General features: G+C 59.6%; 16 protein-coding genes and 2 pseudogenes. 14 read left to right on the top strand and 4 right to left on the bottom strand.

The window, feature by feature from the left end; translation table 11 throughout:
• The first annotated feature begins 175 nt into the window (after positions 1 to 175).
• The 3 genes from traW (at position 176) to AC6EI8_RS00945 (ending at position 3,041) form a co-directional block, all read left to right on the top strand.
• Entirely contained in the window at positions 176 to 1,273 is a 1,098-nt protein-coding gene (gene traW, locus AC6EI8_RS00935; RefSeq protein WP_208579254.1) for a conjugal transfer protein TraW, read from the top strand.
• A gap of 19 nt (positions 1,274 to 1,292) precedes the next feature.
• The gene (locus AC6EI8_RS00940; protein ID WP_144425788.1) at positions 1,293 to 1,790 is read left to right on the top strand and encodes a hypothetical protein; all 498 of its coding nucleotides are present in this window, start codon (positions 1,293 to 1,295) and stop codon (positions 1,788 to 1,790) included.
• A gap of 336 nt (positions 1,791 to 2,126) precedes the next feature.
• Positions 2,127 to 3,041 carry a prepilin peptidase gene (locus AC6EI8_RS00945; protein WP_053821752.1) on the top strand — a complete coding sequence of 305 codons (915 nt, stop codon included), beginning with the start codon at positions 2,127 to 2,129 and terminating at the stop codon, positions 3,039 to 3,041.
• Between the two features lie 71 nt (positions 3,042 to 3,112).
• On the opposite strand, the gene AC6EI8_RS00950 is transcribed toward AC6EI8_RS00945, so the two are convergent.
• The 4 genes from AC6EI8_RS00950 to AC6EI8_RS00965 form a co-directional block, all read right to left on the bottom strand.
• A complete protein-coding gene (locus AC6EI8_RS00950; RefSeq protein WP_144425790.1) occupies positions 3,113 to 3,568 on the bottom strand; it encodes a hypothetical protein in 456 nt (151 codons plus the stop codon).
• A gap of 562 nt (positions 3,569 to 4,130) precedes the next feature.
• On the bottom strand, positions 4,131 to 4,805 hold the full coding sequence (locus AC6EI8_RS00955; protein ID WP_226994866.1) for a TlpA family protein disulfide reductase: 675 nt from the start codon (positions 4,803 to 4,805) through the stop codon (positions 4,131 to 4,133).
• Between the two features lie 201 nt (positions 4,806 to 5,006).
• Positions 5,007 to 5,435 (bottom strand): protein tyrosine phosphatase family protein, encoded by a 429-nt coding sequence (locus AC6EI8_RS00960; protein WP_053821754.1) that lies wholly within the window; start codon positions 5,433 to 5,435, stop codon positions 5,007 to 5,009.
• A gap of 28 nt (positions 5,436 to 5,463) precedes the next feature.
• Positions 5,464 to 6,213: an MBL fold metallo-hydrolase gene (locus AC6EI8_RS00965; protein WP_053821755.1), complete on the bottom strand. Its 750-nt coding sequence runs from the start codon at positions 6,211 to 6,213 to the stop codon at positions 5,464 to 5,466.
• A gap of 124 nt (positions 6,214 to 6,337) precedes the next feature.
• Between AC6EI8_RS00965 and AC6EI8_RS00970 the strand changes: the two genes are divergently transcribed.
• The 11 genes and pseudogenes from AC6EI8_RS00970 to tnpC (AC6EI8_RS01020) all read left to right on the top strand — a co-directional run bounded on the left by AC6EI8_RS00970 (position 6,338) and on the right by tnpC (AC6EI8_RS01020) (position 16,308).
• Positions 6,338 to 6,646, top strand: coding sequence for an ArsR/SmtB family transcription factor (locus AC6EI8_RS00970; RefSeq protein WP_053821756.1), 309 nt, complete (start codon positions 6,338 to 6,340; stop codon positions 6,644 to 6,646).
• Between the two features lie 12 nt (positions 6,647 to 6,658).
• A complete protein-coding gene (locus tag AC6EI8_RS00975; RefSeq protein WP_053821757.1) occupies positions 6,659 to 7,090 on the top strand; it encodes a YeeE/YedE family protein in 432 nt (143 codons plus the stop codon).
• Positions 7,091 to 7,100: 10 nt separating this feature from the next.
• Entirely contained in the window at positions 7,101 to 7,538 is a 438-nt protein-coding gene (locus AC6EI8_RS00980) for a DUF6691 family protein (RefSeq protein WP_053821758.1), read from the top strand.
• Between the two features lie 11 nt (positions 7,539 to 7,549).
• The gene (locus AC6EI8_RS00985; RefSeq protein ID WP_498381028.1) at positions 7,550 to 8,344 is read left to right on the top strand and encodes a sulfite exporter TauE/SafE family protein; all 795 of its coding nucleotides are present in this window, start codon (positions 7,550 to 7,552) and stop codon (positions 8,342 to 8,344) included.
• A gap of 255 nt (positions 8,345 to 8,599) precedes the next feature.
• Positions 8,600 to 9,164: pseudogene (locus AC6EI8_RS00990) on the top strand (recombinase family protein).
• A 90-nt stretch (positions 9,165 to 9,254) separates the two neighbouring features.
• Positions 9,255 to 9,971 (top strand): annotated as a pseudogene (locus tag AC6EI8_RS00995) (DUF4158 domain-containing protein); the annotation flags it as partial.
• Between the two features lie 141 nt (positions 9,972 to 10,112).
• Positions 10,113 to 13,112 (top strand): Tn3 family transposase, encoded by a 3,000-nt coding sequence (locus AC6EI8_RS01000; protein WP_053821761.1) that lies wholly within the window; start codon positions 10,113 to 10,115, stop codon positions 13,110 to 13,112.
• Positions 13,105 to 13,449, top strand: a complete 345-nt coding sequence (tnpC, locus tag AC6EI8_RS01005) for a Tn3 family transposase post-transcriptional regulator TnpC (protein WP_053821762.1) — start codon at positions 13,105 to 13,107, stop codon at positions 13,447 to 13,449. The genes AC6EI8_RS01000 and tnpC (AC6EI8_RS01005) overlap by 8 nt, the downstream gene beginning before the upstream one ends.
• 423 nt (positions 13,450 to 13,872) lie before the next feature.
• Positions 13,873 to 14,337 (top strand): IS66-like element accessory protein TnpA, encoded by a 465-nt coding sequence (tnpA, locus tag AC6EI8_RS01010; protein ID WP_017514071.1) that lies wholly within the window; start codon positions 13,873 to 13,875, stop codon positions 14,335 to 14,337.
• Positions 14,337 to 14,687: an IS66 family insertion sequence element accessory protein TnpB gene (tnpB, locus tag AC6EI8_RS01015; protein ID WP_017514072.1), complete on the top strand. Its 351-nt coding sequence runs from the start codon at positions 14,337 to 14,339 to the stop codon at positions 14,685 to 14,687. Before tnpA ends, tnpB begins: the two co-directional genes overlap by 1 nt.
• 31 nt (positions 14,688 to 14,718) lie before the next feature.
• Positions 14,719 to 16,308 (top strand): IS66 family transposase, encoded by a 1,590-nt coding sequence (gene tnpC / locus AC6EI8_RS01020; RefSeq protein ID WP_034021473.1) that lies wholly within the window; start codon positions 14,719 to 14,721, stop codon positions 16,306 to 16,308.
• The last annotated feature ends 333 nt before the right edge of the window (positions 16,309 to 16,641 follow it).

Raw genomic sequence — 16,641 nt, forward strand, 5'->3', positions numbered from 1 at the left:
ACCTAGAATGCCGTCGGCCGCCAGCTGGCGCGACAACGCTGTTCAGGAGGCAGCCATGCATACTCGAACATTGGGTACAACTCGATGGTTTACAGGGGTCGCGCCAGTTCAAGGACTTCGAGGACTACCTAGTGCCGCCCGCTGCGTCGTTGGTGCAGTCCAGGCGGCAAGTACCATGATTTCTACGACGATCACTAGTACGTCAAGCTCACTTGGGGCAACAATTACTAATGCCATCAATCTGCTCAGTACCAACTTGGCGAATGTGGGATCGAAGGTTTCCGACGCTGTTGTGCAATCGGCCAACCAGCAGCGCGAACTGGAGGTCGAGGTGAGCCGACGAGCCGAGAAGGAGCGTGTGGAACGGGAGACGGAGCTGCCCATTGACCCATGTTCGAACTCGAGCGGTAACTACGCGGGCCAGGCAACGATTGCGACGGGTGGCAAATCGTCAGGGTACAAGCGCGGCGGGGGGGCCGCGGTAACGAGCCCCGTGCTTAGTAAAGCGCTGAACGATCCTTTCCCGTCGCCCGAGGTTGCACGTAGGCAGTCGCACGCCATCCATATGGCGAAGTACTGCAACGCAGTTGAACAGCGTTTGGGTTACGCGGGCTGTAATGCTTCAACCATGCCAGATGCCGACGCGAACGTCGAATCGATCCTCACGGGGGCCGGCAAGCCGGGCAAGGATCCTGAGCTGACATTCTCGGCGGAACAGGAGGAGGCGGCACGCGCTTACGCCAGGCTGTCGCTCGATCCACACCCTCCGCAGAACATAACCAAAGCCGAGGCGGCCAGCGAGCAGGGCAAGAGCTATATCGCCCTGCAGAAGATGTATCAGGCGAACATGAGCGCAGCCGAAAAGATCCAGTTCGATTTGATCGCCTCTCGGATGCCTTTCCCCGGCAGCAACCAGTTGGTGCAGGAGATCAAGAAGGCAGATCACGCCGCCAAGTACTTCGACATGACCGCATCCAAGCAAGCCAAGAATGGCGCGATGAGCCTCGCGGAGATGATGGACTTCGAGTCGGGTCGGCGCTTCCGTAACCCCTACTGGGTAATCGCCATGGCAGCGGAGGCGAGCCCGGAGAAGCTGCAGCGCGAGATGGTTTTCATGCAGGCCTACTCCAACGAGTTGCAACTGCAGAATCTGCGAATGATGGAGAAGGTTGGCGTAGCTCTTGGCCAGCTGTTGGCGGCCCAGACACGAGTAGAGATGCGCCCGTCTATCGAGGCCCAGCTATTGCGCGCTCAGAGTACGAATGCCCGATAGGCCAATGGACCTAAGCAACATGAAAACTGCCGAAGAGAGCAACCATAGTCTGGTAGCCGGTGTGTCAAACAGTGTTGTGCCGGATCCGGCCGATGCGATTGCGGCGTTTCGCCTCTGGCGCGTGGAGACGGCGGTCGATGCGATAGCGGCCACAACTCAGGCCTTTGCCAGAGTGGTGGATCACTCCGTTTCCGGGGAGCGCGCGCCTTCTTCGTCCGTTAGAGCACTGGTGAAGGCCTTCGTGGCCAGTTTCCGCGCCCTCCAGGAGATCCAGGACGGCGCAAAGGCCGCAAGTGTCATCAGCCACGACACCTCAAGCGCCATCGACGGCGTGATGAAAGGTATTCGGGAAGCTTTCGAGCAGGGTGTCGTCCGCCTGCGCGTGGATGTGGACCGCCTGGAGGCGCATTCCCCCGGGGACTTCAGTGAGTTCTGTCGCACGGCACAGGAGAAGCTCAGCAAGCTCAGTGCGTTCTGGAAGGACGCGACCAAGGACGTGCCTGCCTTGAGGATGTAAAGGAGCAGCACCAATGAGCAATCCGGACTTCGCAACCATGAGCCAGGCCGAATGCGTGGCTTGGTATGTGGACACCGTCGGGTATGACCCGGTCTCGGAGGATCCCACGCTATCGCTGGACAGACTTCGCCGCGACTGCGCGGAAATGTACGCATACACCACGTGCACTGTTGATGCCTGTGGGCGAGGGCCCGACGATCCGGATTTCGACCCTTGCTGCGGTGTTCGGGTCTATGGCGATCCGCCGCTACAGATTTCTGAGCCCGTTGTGCAAGAGGAAGAGGGAGTGGCGAACACTCGCGCTCGCCCGCGCATGAAGGTGTAGTTCCTATTGTGGTGAATATACATTTTCCAGGCGCTGGCGCGTACGGGACATGGGACGTTTCCGCGCTGTCGGCGCTGCCGCCATGGCTTGTGTTCGTCGGGGCCGCGCTGCTCGGACTGGTAGTCGGCAGTTTTCTCAACGTCGTGATCCATCGCTTGCCTCTCATGATGGAACGGAGTGAGGCCAACTATATTGCGTCGCTACGCAACGAACCGCTGCCTTATCCCGCCCCCTATGATCTAGCGGTGCCGCGCTCCCACTGCCCACATTGCCACCTTCCCGTGGCACCCTGGCACAATGTCCCCGTTATCGGCTTCCTGCTGCTGCGAGGTAGATGCCGGGCCTGCAGAGCGCCGATTGGCTGGCGCTACCTGGCGGTCGAGCTGACGGGTGCAGCGGTTGCCATGGCTGCACTGTGGCTGCTAGGGACGACCTGGCAGGCCTTGGCCGGCATGGTGCTTGGCTGGTCGCTACTGGCGCTGGCGCTGATCGACGCGGAAAGCCTTGTGCTGCCAGACCAAATGACGCAGCCGTTGCTATGGCTTGGACTCTTCCTCAACGTCTGCGACTTTTTCGTGCCGGCGAAGGACGCCATTATCGGCGCAGCCGGTGGCTACTTGATGCTGTGGGGCGGCTATTGGCTCTTCAAGCTCCTGCGGCGCAAGGAGGGTATGGGTTACGGCGACTTCAAACTGATGGCAGCGCTGGGCGCCTGGTTCGGCTGGCAGGCCTTGCCCGCGCTACTGCTGATTTCATCGCTCTGCGGTCTAGCCTGTGCATTGGCGTTCGTACTCCTGGGCCGTCTAGACCGCGACGCTCCTTTTCCGTTCGGTCCTTCTATTGCTGTGGCCGGTATGTTGGTATTGCTTTGCGGCAGCGACTGGCTTCTGCAAGGTATGGCGGCGTTCGCCGCCCGCCTCTGGTGAAGGGCCGACATCGCCTTAGTGCTGCGTACCCGTGCAGCAGCGCACGCGTGTAAGCACGGACGTACAACTGATCAACCTGCATACCTTTCCCAGCGCTTCGTTGCGAGGCGCTGGGGCGTTAGGTCACCATCGGTGCCCGCGACCATCGAGTCCACAAGGCGTAGATGCTCAGCCATGTAGGCATCAAAATCGGTGTGGGGTACCCCGCGATAGAGCGCACGCATCCACCAGCCATAGACAACGGCTAGCTTGCCATCATCCGACGTGTAACGGACGAGATCCAATGGGCGATCCTGATGTGCCAGATTCCAGCCCACTGTCTTAAGGATTTCACGCACGACCAGGGGTGCTCCACCGTGAGACAAGGCTTCATGCTCGGCGTCGTGCGCCCGGATGTCCTTCGGCTCGCTCATGGCGATCCACATTCCGCAGACCCGGCAAGCTACGAGGTCGGAATGGGGATGCCCATTAGGGTTGGACACCATGTCAGGGTAGGCAGTATGAAATCCTTGCAGCTTGCGTGGCATAGAACTTCCTTCGAAATGAAGCTGGCACAGATCCTCGCTGAATCCATGGCCGCGCGGTTACGAGCAGATGACCTCTGAGGTGGCCCAGTCGCACCGCTCGCTCAGGTCAGGACGCCTTGACCCTCGATTCACCTTACCGTCGGAATGAGATTCGGCATCCGTTCTCCGTTCAGCCAACGCTCATACGTGGGCATGGTTGCCCATGCTTGCTGGTCCGACATCCTGCTAATTGGCACAAGAGCTGCAAGCTGTTCGTATGCGACCAAAGCTCGCTTGTCGGCTTCCGAGGGGTGAAGAGGGAAAACGGAAAAAATCAGGCGCTAAGACATAATGAGGGGTCGAGGTGCAGCGGAACGGCAAACCAGGTTAAGGCCACTCCTGACTTTTTCGTTGCTTGCTGGGTTATGCATTGGCCGCAGCCAGCCCTTGGCTACTGCTTCCAACACAGAGTAGGAATACTGGCCAAGCATGTTGATGTGCTCATGCAGTAACGGCGGCAGCCTGGCCATGTCATCATCTCGAACATCAGAGCTGACATAAAACAGCAGCGGTATCCCAGTGCTCAGCGAGAGCCGAAGAAGCTGTCGATTTTCTCGGTTAGTGTTGCGCGCGAAAGCTCACCCATATGCCGCTTGTATAGCCGGCCTTGAGCATCATAGAACAGCGTTGTGGGGTAACCAGACGAACCAGTTCGGGCACTTACCTGCTTGGCCGGATCGAGAACGATATTTGGCATTTGTAACCCATTCGCGTCGAGGTAGCTTTGTACGGTTGCTGCTGATTCTCCTTGATTCGCAAACACGAAGTGGATTTCTGGATGGGCTAGCTGTGCAGCCTTTAATACAGGCATCTCACGTCGGCACGGCGGACACCAAGTTGCCCAAAGATTGATAATCAAGGGGCGGCCCACAAAGGCACTGAGCGGCACAGTTGTGTTGTCGAGGCGGCGTACCTCAATTGTCGGGACAGGCACACCCACCGGCGTAAGGGCATGATTCAGCGCACTTCCTCCGAAAAAGACAAAGCAACCCGTCAAGGTTGCAGTCAGAAGCGGCCTACGTAGTGTCGTCGAGCGCCGTGACAATTCCATGCCAACCAAAACGGCCGTCGCGAAACCGGCCAGGTTGTCGAAGCCTCCATCACGAAAGTCGATGATCGACAATGGAGCATTGGAATAAATCTCATGATGTCTTAATACGAAGATCGAGCGTCCGGCGAGGAAACCGAACACGATCATCTTCCAAAGAACGGGGCCCGGATCGACACCGCGCCTCGTGCGGAACCACGCGGCAACAGAATGGGCAAGCGTTATGCCTGCTAAGAGTAGTGCTACTTGTACAGGGACGACGAGCGGCCCAAATCGTACAGCATCCAAAAAGTGGCTCCCTGAATCGAAATTTGTGAACTTTAACTTGCAGTTCTAGTTGCGAATGAACATCTATTTGGCCGTGACTTGCCTGACGAAGCTGGCGAAATCAGCGGAACCCTGAAGGTTGAACCCCATGGTTTGCGCTTCCTCGAACGTGCGTTCCGCTGTCCACCCATTCTGCTTTGCACGACTAAGCGCGAGCAGCAACGCGGCCCTCGTGCCAGTGGCGCAATGCAGTAAATGCGGCCCTTGTGTTCTCTGCATTACTTGACTTAACTCGTCAATCTGCTGCTCTGACAGGGCTGTCTTGTTGACTGGTACATTGAAGTAATCCAGTCCACTGTTCCTGACCAACTCGGCGTTCGAGGTGGCCGTTTCCCCAGGCGTACGCATGTCAATTACGGTGTGAATGCCTTGCTGCTTCGCCTCCACCAAATCCTGCCCCGAAGGCTGGGGACCGATGAACAGGCCATCCCCTATTTGCTTGAAGTTTGTCATTTCAATTTCTCCGTTGGTTAGCGGCACGTCAGCCCTGCGGGCTCTGGGTCATCTGGCGGCAATAGCTGGCCAAGTTCTCTGGCAGGTCTGGGGGACAGACGCCACATTGCTTATTCCCCGGGACAGCGTAGTCAATGAACTTAGGGTATGGAAGGTTCAGCTTGGCCATGATGTCCCTGAACTCTTCGAGCGTCTTTTCCCCGCCCAGGCGGGGATTACGCTTCTTTTCCTGCGCGATCGAGGAGACAAAACGCTGCTGGTAGTCGTGCGCCGGGTAGACCAAGGTTTCGTCGGGCAAAGCAAACAGCTTCTCTCGCACGCTTTTGTAGAGCGCATCGGCATCACCGTTTTGAAAGTCAGTCCTGCCACACCCCTCGATAAGTAAGGCGTCGCCTGTGAATACGCGGTCATTTAAAAGATAGGCAAAGTGCCCGTCGGTATGGCCGGGGGTATGCAGGGGCTGCAAAGTAATACCCCCGACCTGAAATGGCCTGCCTTCTTCGATGCCGACATCGGCACATGACAACTGATCGTAGGCAGGCGCGGCAATCTTGCTACCCACGGCACGCTTCATTTCCAAAGCTGCGGTGATGTGGTCGGCATGGATATGGGTATCGACCGTGTAAGCCAAGGTCAGACCTAACCTGTGCACCTCGGCCAGATCCCGATCCATGGTCGCAATCACGGGATCGATGAGGACTGCCTGTCCCGTGTCCTCGTCCCCCAGCAGATAGGTATAAGTGCTCGACAGGGGTTCGTACAGTTGTCTAAAAATCATGGGCGCTCCTTAATAGTCGTCGTGATCAGAGTTCGACACATGGATCATCGTCTCTACGTTTAATATATTATGTTATGGTATAATGTTCGTGTAAAGTGTTACTTTTAAACGGATCTACGTGGCCATGCCAAAGCAAATTGATTTAGTGAAACTGCATGCCGCAGCTGGGGAGGCTAGCAAGCTTCTGAAGGTACTGTCCAACCCCGACCGTATGCTCTTGCTATGCCAGATGACGCAGGGCGAGTTCTCGGTCAAAGAGCTGGAAACCATCACTGGGATCTTGCAGCCTACGCTTTCACAGCAGCTGACCGTGCTCCGCGAAGAGCGACTAGTGAATACGCGCCGTGAGGGCAAGCAGATCTTCTACAGCATCTCCAGTAGTGAGGCACTGGCAGTGCTACAGGTGTTGTACCAACTTTACTGCCCAACGTAATAGGAGGCTGTAATGATGATTGACTGGAACAATTTCACGCCCTGGACGTCGCTGGCGGGTGGGCTGATGATCGGAATAGCCACGGCACTGTTCTTGGTATTTAACGGAAGAATTGCGGGCATCAGTGGCATCGTGGGTGGCCTGTTAACGCCCGCAAGGGGCGATATCGCCTGGCGTCTTGCGTTCGTGGGCGGCCTAGTGCTTTCTCCTCTCGTGTTTTCAAGCATCGCTCCCCTGCCCCAAGTGCACATCGAGGCCGGTTACCCGGTCTTGATCCTGGCCGGACTGCTGGTAGGGATCGGTACCCGTTACGGTTCGGGCTGCACTAGCGGACATGGCGTGTGCGGGCTGTCGCGTCGCTCCCCGCGTTCGATGGTGGCTACCGTAGCCTTTATGTCCGCCGGATTCGTGACCGTCTACGTTGTTCGCCATCTTGTCGGCTAAGGGAGCAAAAATGAAAATCTTCATGTCGCTGTTGGTCGGCCTGTTGTTCGGCTTGGGGCTTATTTTGTCCGGCATGAGCGACCCCGCGAAGGTGCTCGGCTTTTTGGACCTGGCCGGAAACTGGGACCCGTCGCTTGCGTTCGTGATGGGCGGCGCTGTAGTCGTCGGCGCGCTGGTGTTTCCGTTCGCGGCCAAACGTCCGAGATCGATCCTGGGCGACGCCATGCGCTTGCCGACGGCTACGCAAATTGACCGCCGTCTCGTGCTCGGCGGACTCGCGTTCGGCGTCGGCTGGGGCCTGGCCGGCTATTGTCCCGGTCCTGCGCTCGCATCGCTCGCACAAGGCGGCGCCAAACCCTTGCTGTTCTTCATCGCCATGCTGGTCGGAATGGCGTTGTTTGAACTGCTCGAACGAGCAAAAGCCAAAGCCGCATCACCGGCCGCGTAACCGGGGCTGTGATGATTACGGGTCTTCTCTTGGGGGCGGTGGTAGGTATTGTCATGGGTCTGACAGGAGCTGGGGGAGGCATTCTCGCGGTCCCACTTCTTGTCTTCGGCATGCACTTAACGATCGCCGAAGCCGGCCCCGTTGGCCTGCTCGCCGTCGGTGTTTCTGCCGCAGCAGGTGCTTTGATGGGCTTAAAGGCTGGGATTGTGCGCTACCGCGCGACCGTGCTCATTGCCGGCACTGGCATCCTGCTCGCGCCACTCGGTGTATGGTTGGCTCACCGTTTGGACACGCGACTGCTCAGCCTGTTGTTTGCCGCTATTCTCGCCTGGGTCGCATATAAAATCTTCCGTGAAATCGTCGGCCGCAGTGTCGAGTCCACCTCTCTTACTCTGGATCGACCCTGCATTCGGGACGACATGAGTGGACGGTTTATCTGGACGAGCAAGTGCGCCGGCGCCTTATCGATCGCAGGTGCCATTGCGGGCATTCTGTCCGGTTTGCTCGGGGTAGGCGGCGGGTTCGTCATGGTGCCGGCCTTGCAGCGTTTCACGGATTTAGCGGTGCAATCGGTCGTCGCTACCTCGCTCGGTGTTATCGCACTTGTTTCGCTAACTGGCGTAGCGGCCAGCCTATCTACAGGAAAATTTCCCCTTGGTGTCGCGCTCCCGTTCGCAGCAGGAAGCATAGTCGGGATGGGAGTCGGCAGTGTGCTCACCTCGCGGCTTCCGCAAAAGTATCTGAAAGCTGCTTTCGGGGTGATATGTCTCGGGGTCGCTGCAATGATGACTTTTAAATCACTGTAGAGGAAACGATCGATAACACAACCCATATGCTCCTGCTGGCTCTCTTGGCCAGAGAATCACTCGTTCGTAGAACAGCATTAAGAAACCCCGTTCGCATTTTCGCCGTCACCTAAGCATGTGAGCTTAGGCTACACCCCAATTAGGCGTCAGGAGGGCCCTGCAAAATGCGTCAGGATAGAGTCATATAAACATTTTATTGACACCTGACCGGAAGGCTCATAGATTTCAGCCTGACATTCACAACAAGGAGGTTCCTTGAAGGGCCAACGAATCGGTTACGTCAGGGTCAGTAGTTTCGACCAGAACCCGGACCGGCAGCTCGAACATGCACAAGTCGACAGGGTATTCACCGACAAGGCATCGGGCAAAGACACTCAACGGCCGCAGCTGGAAGCGCTGCTGGGCTTCGTGCGCGAGGGGGATACCGTGGTCGTGCACAGTATGGACCGCTTGGCCCGCAACCTGGATGACCTCCGGCGCCTTGTGCAGAGCCTGACCAGGCGCGGCGTACGCATCGAGTTCGCCAAGGAGTGTTTGGCCTTTACCGGTGAGGAACTCGCCAATGGCGAACCTGATGCTGTCGGTCATGGGCGCCTTTGCCGAGTTCGAGCGCGCCCTGATCCGTGAACGGCAGCGCGAGGGGATCGCGCTGGCCAAGCAACGTGGGGCCTACCGTGGCCGCAAAAAAGCGCTCGCGCCCGAGCGTGTGACTGAGCTACGCACTCGGGTCGCCGCCGGCGAGCCGAAAGCGGTCGTGGCCCGCGACCTTGGCATCAGTCGAGAAACCCTCTACCAGTACCTAAAAACGCGCACCGTATGAACGTTCATGCACTCATGATCGGACAGCCCTGAGCCCGGATTCTCTGCTCCATGTGCTTCTCTTTCATCAGATTTCCAAGAAATCGAACAAATGCCACGCCGCTCACTGCTTTCCGATACTGAACGCGACAGCCTGCTCGTGTTGCCCGAAAGTCAGGATGATCTGATCCAACAATATAGCTTCACGGACGCCGACCTGGCGTTGATCCGGCAACGCCGTGGCGCCGCAAACCGCCTCGGCTTCGCCGTGCAGATGTGCCTGCTGCGCTACCCTGGCTACGCGTTGGCCAGCGACACCATGCTGCCAGATCCTGTGATCCATTGGGTTGCCAAGCAGGTGCGCGGCGACGCCGGCGCCTGGCCGGAATATGGCGGACGGGAGAAAACGCGCAACGAGCACCTGCACGAGCTGCGCGCTTACCTCGGGCTGTCCGTGTTTGGCCTGCCTGATTTCCGCAAGCTGGTACACAGCCTGGCTGACCTCGCCATGCAGACCGACAAGGCCATGATCCTGGCTGCGCATTCCCTCGAAACGCTGCGCCAGAAGCGCATCATTCTGCCGGCGTTGACCGTCATCGAGCGCGCCTGCGCCGAGGCCGTGACGAGGGCGAACCGGCGGCTCTATCGCACGTTGATCGAGCCGCTGGAGCGCCACCACAAGCGCTCCCTGGACAACCTGCTCAACGTCGCGCCTGACATGAGCATTACCTGGCTCGTGTGGCTCCGCCAGTCGCCGCTCAAGCCCAATTCCCGCTACATGCGCGAGCACATCGAACGCCTCAAAGTGTTCCAGTCGGGGGTCATGCCAAGATTCGGGCAATCGGCTATCATAAGCCGCTGGGTTATATAAACAAGAAGAAACATTCCCTTTAGTTATAACTTTGGTCTAGAACTTTGCCATCGTCCTCGGCTAGACTGGCTGGCCCTTCAGAGATTGTCGAGATCCTGTATGGCCACCGTCGAGCGTACCGCCTACCCGCGTTTCCCGAAGGTTTTCTCCACTAAGGAGCTACAGGCGTGTTACACGCCGGATGCCGAGGAACTGGAGTGGGCCACCCGCTCAACACGTGGACAAGTGCCGCGACTTGGCTTGCTGGTGCTGCTGAAGGTCTTCCAGCAACTGCATTACTTCCCCAACCTGGACAGCATTCCCGTCGTCGTGATTGACCACGTGCGCGCCAGCGCTGGTCTGGCGCCAGATGCCGCATTTGGCTATGACCGCAAGCTATCCCCCACGCTGTACCGGCATTACACGGCGGTACGCGAATTTCTCGGCGTCCAGCCCTATATCGGCACCGATGGCAACGAGGTCACGATCCGCGCCGCGCGCGAAGCCGCGGAAACTATGGACCAGCAAGTGGACATCATCAATGCCACCATTGATGCGCTGATCCTGCGCCAGGTCGAGTTGCCAGCGTTCTCCACCCTAGACAACATTGCCGAGCAGATTCACACCCGCACGCAGACCGCACTGTTTCGAAGCGTTGCAAGGCGTTTGTCGGACGAGGAACGGCAGCGGCTGGACCGGCTTCTCACCCGGGAATTCACCAACCGACTTACCGCCTACAACAACATCAAGCGCCACGCGCGCCGTCCATCACGCAAGCATCTCAACCTACTCATAGAACACCTGACCTTACTTGACGGGCTTGGCGATTTCTCTCGCGCAATCGCAGGCGTGCCAGCCTCGAAGCTGCGCTCGCTGGCCAGCCAGGCCATGAGCCTGGACGCGGCCAATCTAAGGGAGATTCTACCTGAGAAGCGCTACACGCTGATCGTTGCCTTGCTCAACCATATGCGCGTGCCCACCCGCGACGATCTCGCGGAAATGTTCATCCGTCGCATGGGCTCCATCCACAAGCGAGCGCGCGACGAGATGGAGCGCATCCAGTCCCGTCAGCGCGCCCAGATGGAGAAGCTGGTCAGCTTGCTCGACGGCGTGGTCGATATCGTCGCCGATGGCCAGGACGACGCGCTGATCGGCCGGCAGGTGCGCCGCTTCCTCGCGCCGTCCGGCGATCTGGAGCCGCTGCGCGAGAGCTGCGCCGAGGTGCGGGCCTTCAGCGGCAACAATTACCTGCCACTACTATGGCGGCATTTCCGCGCGCATCGCTCCGTCATGCTGCGCCTGGCGCAGGTGCTGGAATGGGAGTCGACCAGCCAGTCGCGCACGCTGCTGGCGGCACTTGCGGTAGTGCTGGACAATGAATCCCTGCATCGCGAATGGATCGCCGCCGACGTCGATGTGAGCTTCGCCTCGGAACGTTGGCGAAAGCTGGTGCGTCGCCCCCACGACCAGGGCGCCCCTACCAACCGGCGCTACCTGGAACTGTGCGTGCTCTCGCATATGGTCAACGAGCTGCGATCCGGCGACTTGTGCGTGGTGGGTTCGGATGCCTTTGCCGATTACCGTGCGCACCTGCTGCCCTGGCGCGAATGCGAACGGCGCCTGCCGGAATACTGCGCCAAGCTGGACATGCCAGCCAACGCGCAGGACTTCGTGGTGTATCTGCGCCAGTGGCTCGCCGACACGGCGCGCACGCTGGATGCCGGTTTTCCCGACAAGCGCCAGCACGTCACCATCGGCCAGGATGGCGAGCCGGTGCTCAAGCGCACCGTCGCCCGGGAGATTCCGGCCAGCGCCGTTGCCTTGCAGCAGGCGCTGATCCGACGTATGCCGACGCGCAACCTGCTGGACGTGCTGGCCAACATCGAGCACTGGACCCGCTTCACACGGCACTTCGGCCCGCTCTCCGGCAGCGACCCGAAGATCCGCAATGCGGCCGAGCGCTACCTGCTGACCATCTTCGCCATGGGCTGCAACCTGGGACCCACCCAGGCGGCCCGCCATATGGGGGAACGGGTCACGCCGCACATGATGTCGTTCGTCAACCGCCGGCATCTGAGCCTGGAGCGTCTCGAAACCGCGCAGCGGGAATTGATCGAGCTGTATCTGCGGCTCGACCTGCCCAAGCACTGGGGGGATGGCAAGACCGTCGCGGCTGACGGCACCCAGTACGACTTCTACGACAACAACCTCCTGGCCGGCTACCACTTTCGGTACCGCAAGATGGGCGCGGTGGCCTACCGGCATGTGGCCGACAACTACATCGCGGTGTTCCGGCATTTCATTCCGCCCGGCGTGTGGGAAGCCATCTACGTGATCGAGGGTCTGCTCAAGGCCGGCTTGAGCGTCGAGGCCGATACCGTGCATGCCGACACCCAGGGTCAGTCGGCCGCGGTGTTCGCCTTCACGCATCTGCTGGGCATCAACCTGATGCCGCGCATCCGCAATTGGCAGGATCTGAAGCTTTACCGTGCCGATGCGAACATCAAATACAAGCACATCGACCGGCTGTTCTCGGACACCGTGGACTGGGACCTGATCGCCTTCCACTGGAAGGACCTGATGCAGGTGGCGCTATCGATTCAGGCCGGAACAATCTCCTCGCCGCTCCTGCTGCGCCGGTTCGGCTCGGAAAGCCGCCGCAACCGCCTGTTTCTGGCGGCGCAGGAACTCGGCAAGGTCGTGCGCACGGCGTTCCTGCTCGAATGGATTGGCAGCCGCGAGTTGCGCCAGGAGATCACCGCCACCACCAACAAGATCGAGTCCTACAATGGCTTTGCCAAATGGTTCTCGTTCGGCGGCGATGTGCTGGCCGAGAACGATCCCGATGAGCAGCAGAAGCGTCTGCGCTACAACGACTTGATCGCCTCGGCCGTGATTCTTCAGAACACGGCGGACATGATGCAGGCCCTGCGCGCGATGGTGAAGGAAGGGATCAAAGTCGACGTGGCCGACATCGGCTTCCTGAGTCCCTACCTCACTAGCAACATCAAGCGCTTCGGCGACTATAAACTCAACCTGGAGCGGGTGCCGGAAGCCTGGATTCGCGACAGCCTCTTTGCCGCTCCCGCCCATTCCGTCCGCAAGCCTCGCCATGCCTGATACCGATACACCTTACGGCAGGGTCGACGCTGAGGCGTTGCAAGCGCTTCGGGACACGTTCGACACGACCACCATCCTGCGCGTGGTGGAACAACTCGATGCGATCCGCGCGCGTTGCTGTGAGCCAGCCGGACTGCGCGACGATCTGCTGCGCTTGCACGGCATGGCACATACTCTGATCAACGGCGCCGCATTGTCGTATCCAACCACTGGCCCGACCCTCGTGGACGAAACCGAGGCCATCATAGAGGAGTTGGATGACTGGATCTTGCTGCTCAAGCGCGCCGTTCAAGCGCTGCGCCCGCTGGAGCCGCTTCGCCCTCGCGACGATAGCTGACTCGGCTAGGTCGCTTGCGCGTCGAGACGGCGCATGTGAGGCCGGTTCCGACGAAGCAGCAGGACAAAAGTCAGTACGATAGCCGGAGCAACTTAGCCGCGTCCATTAGGCCCTTCGGCGCACTTTTTCCGCTTGCAGCGATGCGATCAACTGGCAGTACATTGCCTGTCGGGCATGGCAGGCGAACAAGCTCGGACATCATCAGATGTGTACAGTCGAGGTTGGTGTAGGAAATTGCAGCTATTTTTCTGACTTTCTGGTGCGCGCCAGTGAGTCGGCGCCGCATTGATTGGGCAGCCTTCGGTCGGGCTTGTGGGCGTCGCGGATACCAGGCAAACAGTGTAAGCGCTCAATTGACGACGTCTGGTATTGAAGGCTGAACGTTGGCAGGCTTGCGTCCGCAAAGACTTTGCGGACGCAAACATGATCCAAGACGAGATTGACCTATTTCCGCTGCAGGCGGTGCGAGTCCGCTCCAATGGGAAGCGCGACTACGAGCCAGCGGCCAAGCGGCGTCTGATTGAGTTCTGCCTTCAATCGGGAGCATCGGTTTCGGGCACGGCTCTCAAGGCTGGCATCAACGCTAATCAGTTGCGCAAATGGATTCGGGAGTACCGAGATTCAGCGCAGGCGCGAGGTGCATTGCCGGCATTCGTGCCGGTTGTCCAGGAGGTTCTGGATTCGCGGCCGATCGAGACACCTGCAAAGGTCGTGGTGCCTCGCCGCGAAGCGGCCTCAGCGACTGCCGATTCGCCACCGCAGCGAGCGCTACCGCTGGCACTCTTGAGCGCGAAGCTACCCAACGGGGTATCACTCGAGCTCGAATGCGACGAGCGACACGTGGCGCTCGTAAGGGCAATGATCGAAGCCCTGAATGGAGGCCATTGATGTTCCGCCTCGACGCTGGGCTGCGGGTGTACCTGCATCGCGACGCTGTGGACTTCCGTAAGAACATCAACGGCCTGGCACTGCTGGTCGAGCAGGCGCTCGGGCTGGATCCGTTTGCATCTGCTGTATTTGTGTTCCGCAACCAGCGGGCCGATCGCATCAAGATTCTCGGCTGGGATCGCAACGGCTTCTGGCTACTGTTGAAGCGATTGGAGGCGGACCGGTTTGCTTGGCCACGCGAGGCGTCGGTGGCCACGCTGACGGTCGAACAGTTGCACTGGCTGCTCGAGGGAATCGACATCGAGGCGATGCGCCGGCACCCGCACCGAGAATACCATCGCGCTGCGTGAACGCTGCTTGGCGGCAGCGGTCTAACCCGCCATGCCATCCACGCCCGTCACCGTTACCGCCGCCGAGCTGCAACTGTTGCGAGACGCCGAGCGCGAGCTCAAGGCAATACTCGCGGAACGCGAGGCAATCAAGGGCGAGCTGCGTGTGATGACGGTCCAGCGAGACCTGCTCTTGGAACAGCTCAAGGCGTTCCAGCGTAAGCTGTTCGCCGCCAAGAGCGAGGCGCGAGGCTCGGAGCAGAAGGACTTGTTCCTCAATGAGGCCGAAGCCATGGCGGCAGCGGCCGCGCAGCCGGCGCAGGAAGAAGAAGGTACGCCCGAGACCGAAGTGGCCGGGCACACACGCAAGAAGCGTGGCCGTAAGCCGCTCGACCCGGCGCTGCCCCGTGTCGAGGTTCGTCACGAACTACCCGAATCGGAACGCGTCTGCCCCCTCGATGGCCAGACTCTGGTCGAGATTGCCGTTGAGGTCAGCGAACAGCTCGACATCGTGCCGCAACAGGTCCGCGTGATCCAGCACCAGCGGGTCAAGTACGCCTGCCCATGCTGCGACGGCGGCATCAAGACGACGCCGGCACCGGCACGCATTATTCCCAAGGGACTCCTTACCGAATCGGCGCTGGCCTGGTGCATCACCTCGAAGTATCAGGATGGCCTGCCGCTGTACCGCCAGGCAGCGCTGCTGCATCGCTTCGGCGGGGACCTCTCTCGCGGCACCCTGGCCGCAAGCATAGTGCGAGTAGGCCAAGCGGTGCAGCCAATCATCAACCTGCTGCGTGACCATCTGCTGGAAGCAGACGTCGTGTACGGTGATGAGACAACGGTACAGGTGCTCAAGGAGTCCGGCAGGCCTGCCCAGAGAAAGAGCTTCCTATGGGCGCAGATGAATGGCACGGGCCCGCCGGTACGGTTGTTTGCCTATAGCCCCACACGCGAGACAAAGCAGGCTACGGCTCTCTATGCCGGCATCAAGCCTGGGTCGGTGTTGATGACCGACGGCTATGCACCATACGACGACGTCGCAAACACCTATCAGTTGGTGCACCTCGGATGCTGGGCGCACGCGCGGCGCTACCTGGTCGAGGCGGAGCAAGCCTTGCCCAAGGACAAGCGCGCCGACCACACGGTCACCGGATTCCTGCAGCGCATCGGCAAGCTGTTTGCCATCGAACGCCACACGCTCGAGATGAGGCCGGAACAACGGCAGCAAGTTCGCGCCGAACAAAGCCAGCCGCTGCTGGCCGAGATCGAAACGATGCTGCTGCAACACCTGCATACCGTACTGCCGCAAAGCCTGTTCGGCAAGGCGCTGCACTACCTGCATGGGCAGTGGCCAAAGCTCGTGCGCTACATCGAGAACGGAACTTGGCCGATCTCGAACAATCCCTGCGAGAACGCGATTAGGCCATTCGTGATCGGACGGAGAAACTTCCTCTTCTGCGACACCGTGGCCGGTGCCAACGCCAGCGCAAGTCTTTACTCACTGGTGGAAACCTGCAAGGCCAACGACGTCGATCCGTATCAGTATCTCGTTGCCTTGTTCAAGGCGTTGCCACACGCACAGACCGCCGACGACTACGAGGCTCTGCTGCCCTGGACGCTCAAGTCCTCAGACGCCTAGCGGATACCGCCGGCGGCCGCAAGGGACGCCCTCAAAAGACCGCTTACCAAACAGTCATACAAAAGATCCTTGTCAAGGAAATCAGGGGCGACGATCAGCACCAGGTGCGGCACATCAATTGGCGCGAAAGCGTACACAGGCCGCTAGGAGCGAGAGTATGAACAAATCGTCAATTTGGAAAGTCATCTTGATTGTGTGCGCCGCCGTCGGCGTGATTGCCATCCTTGGTGTGGTAGGGATGCTTTTGATGCATCAGCGCATGATGGGCGGTCTGAGCTGTTGCTAGTCCGGGTAAGCAACGTAGCGGCGCCTGGGCACCGGAATGGAAGCCCC

The sequence above is a fragment of the Cupriavidus sp. R6-3 genome (assembly GCF_059772245.1).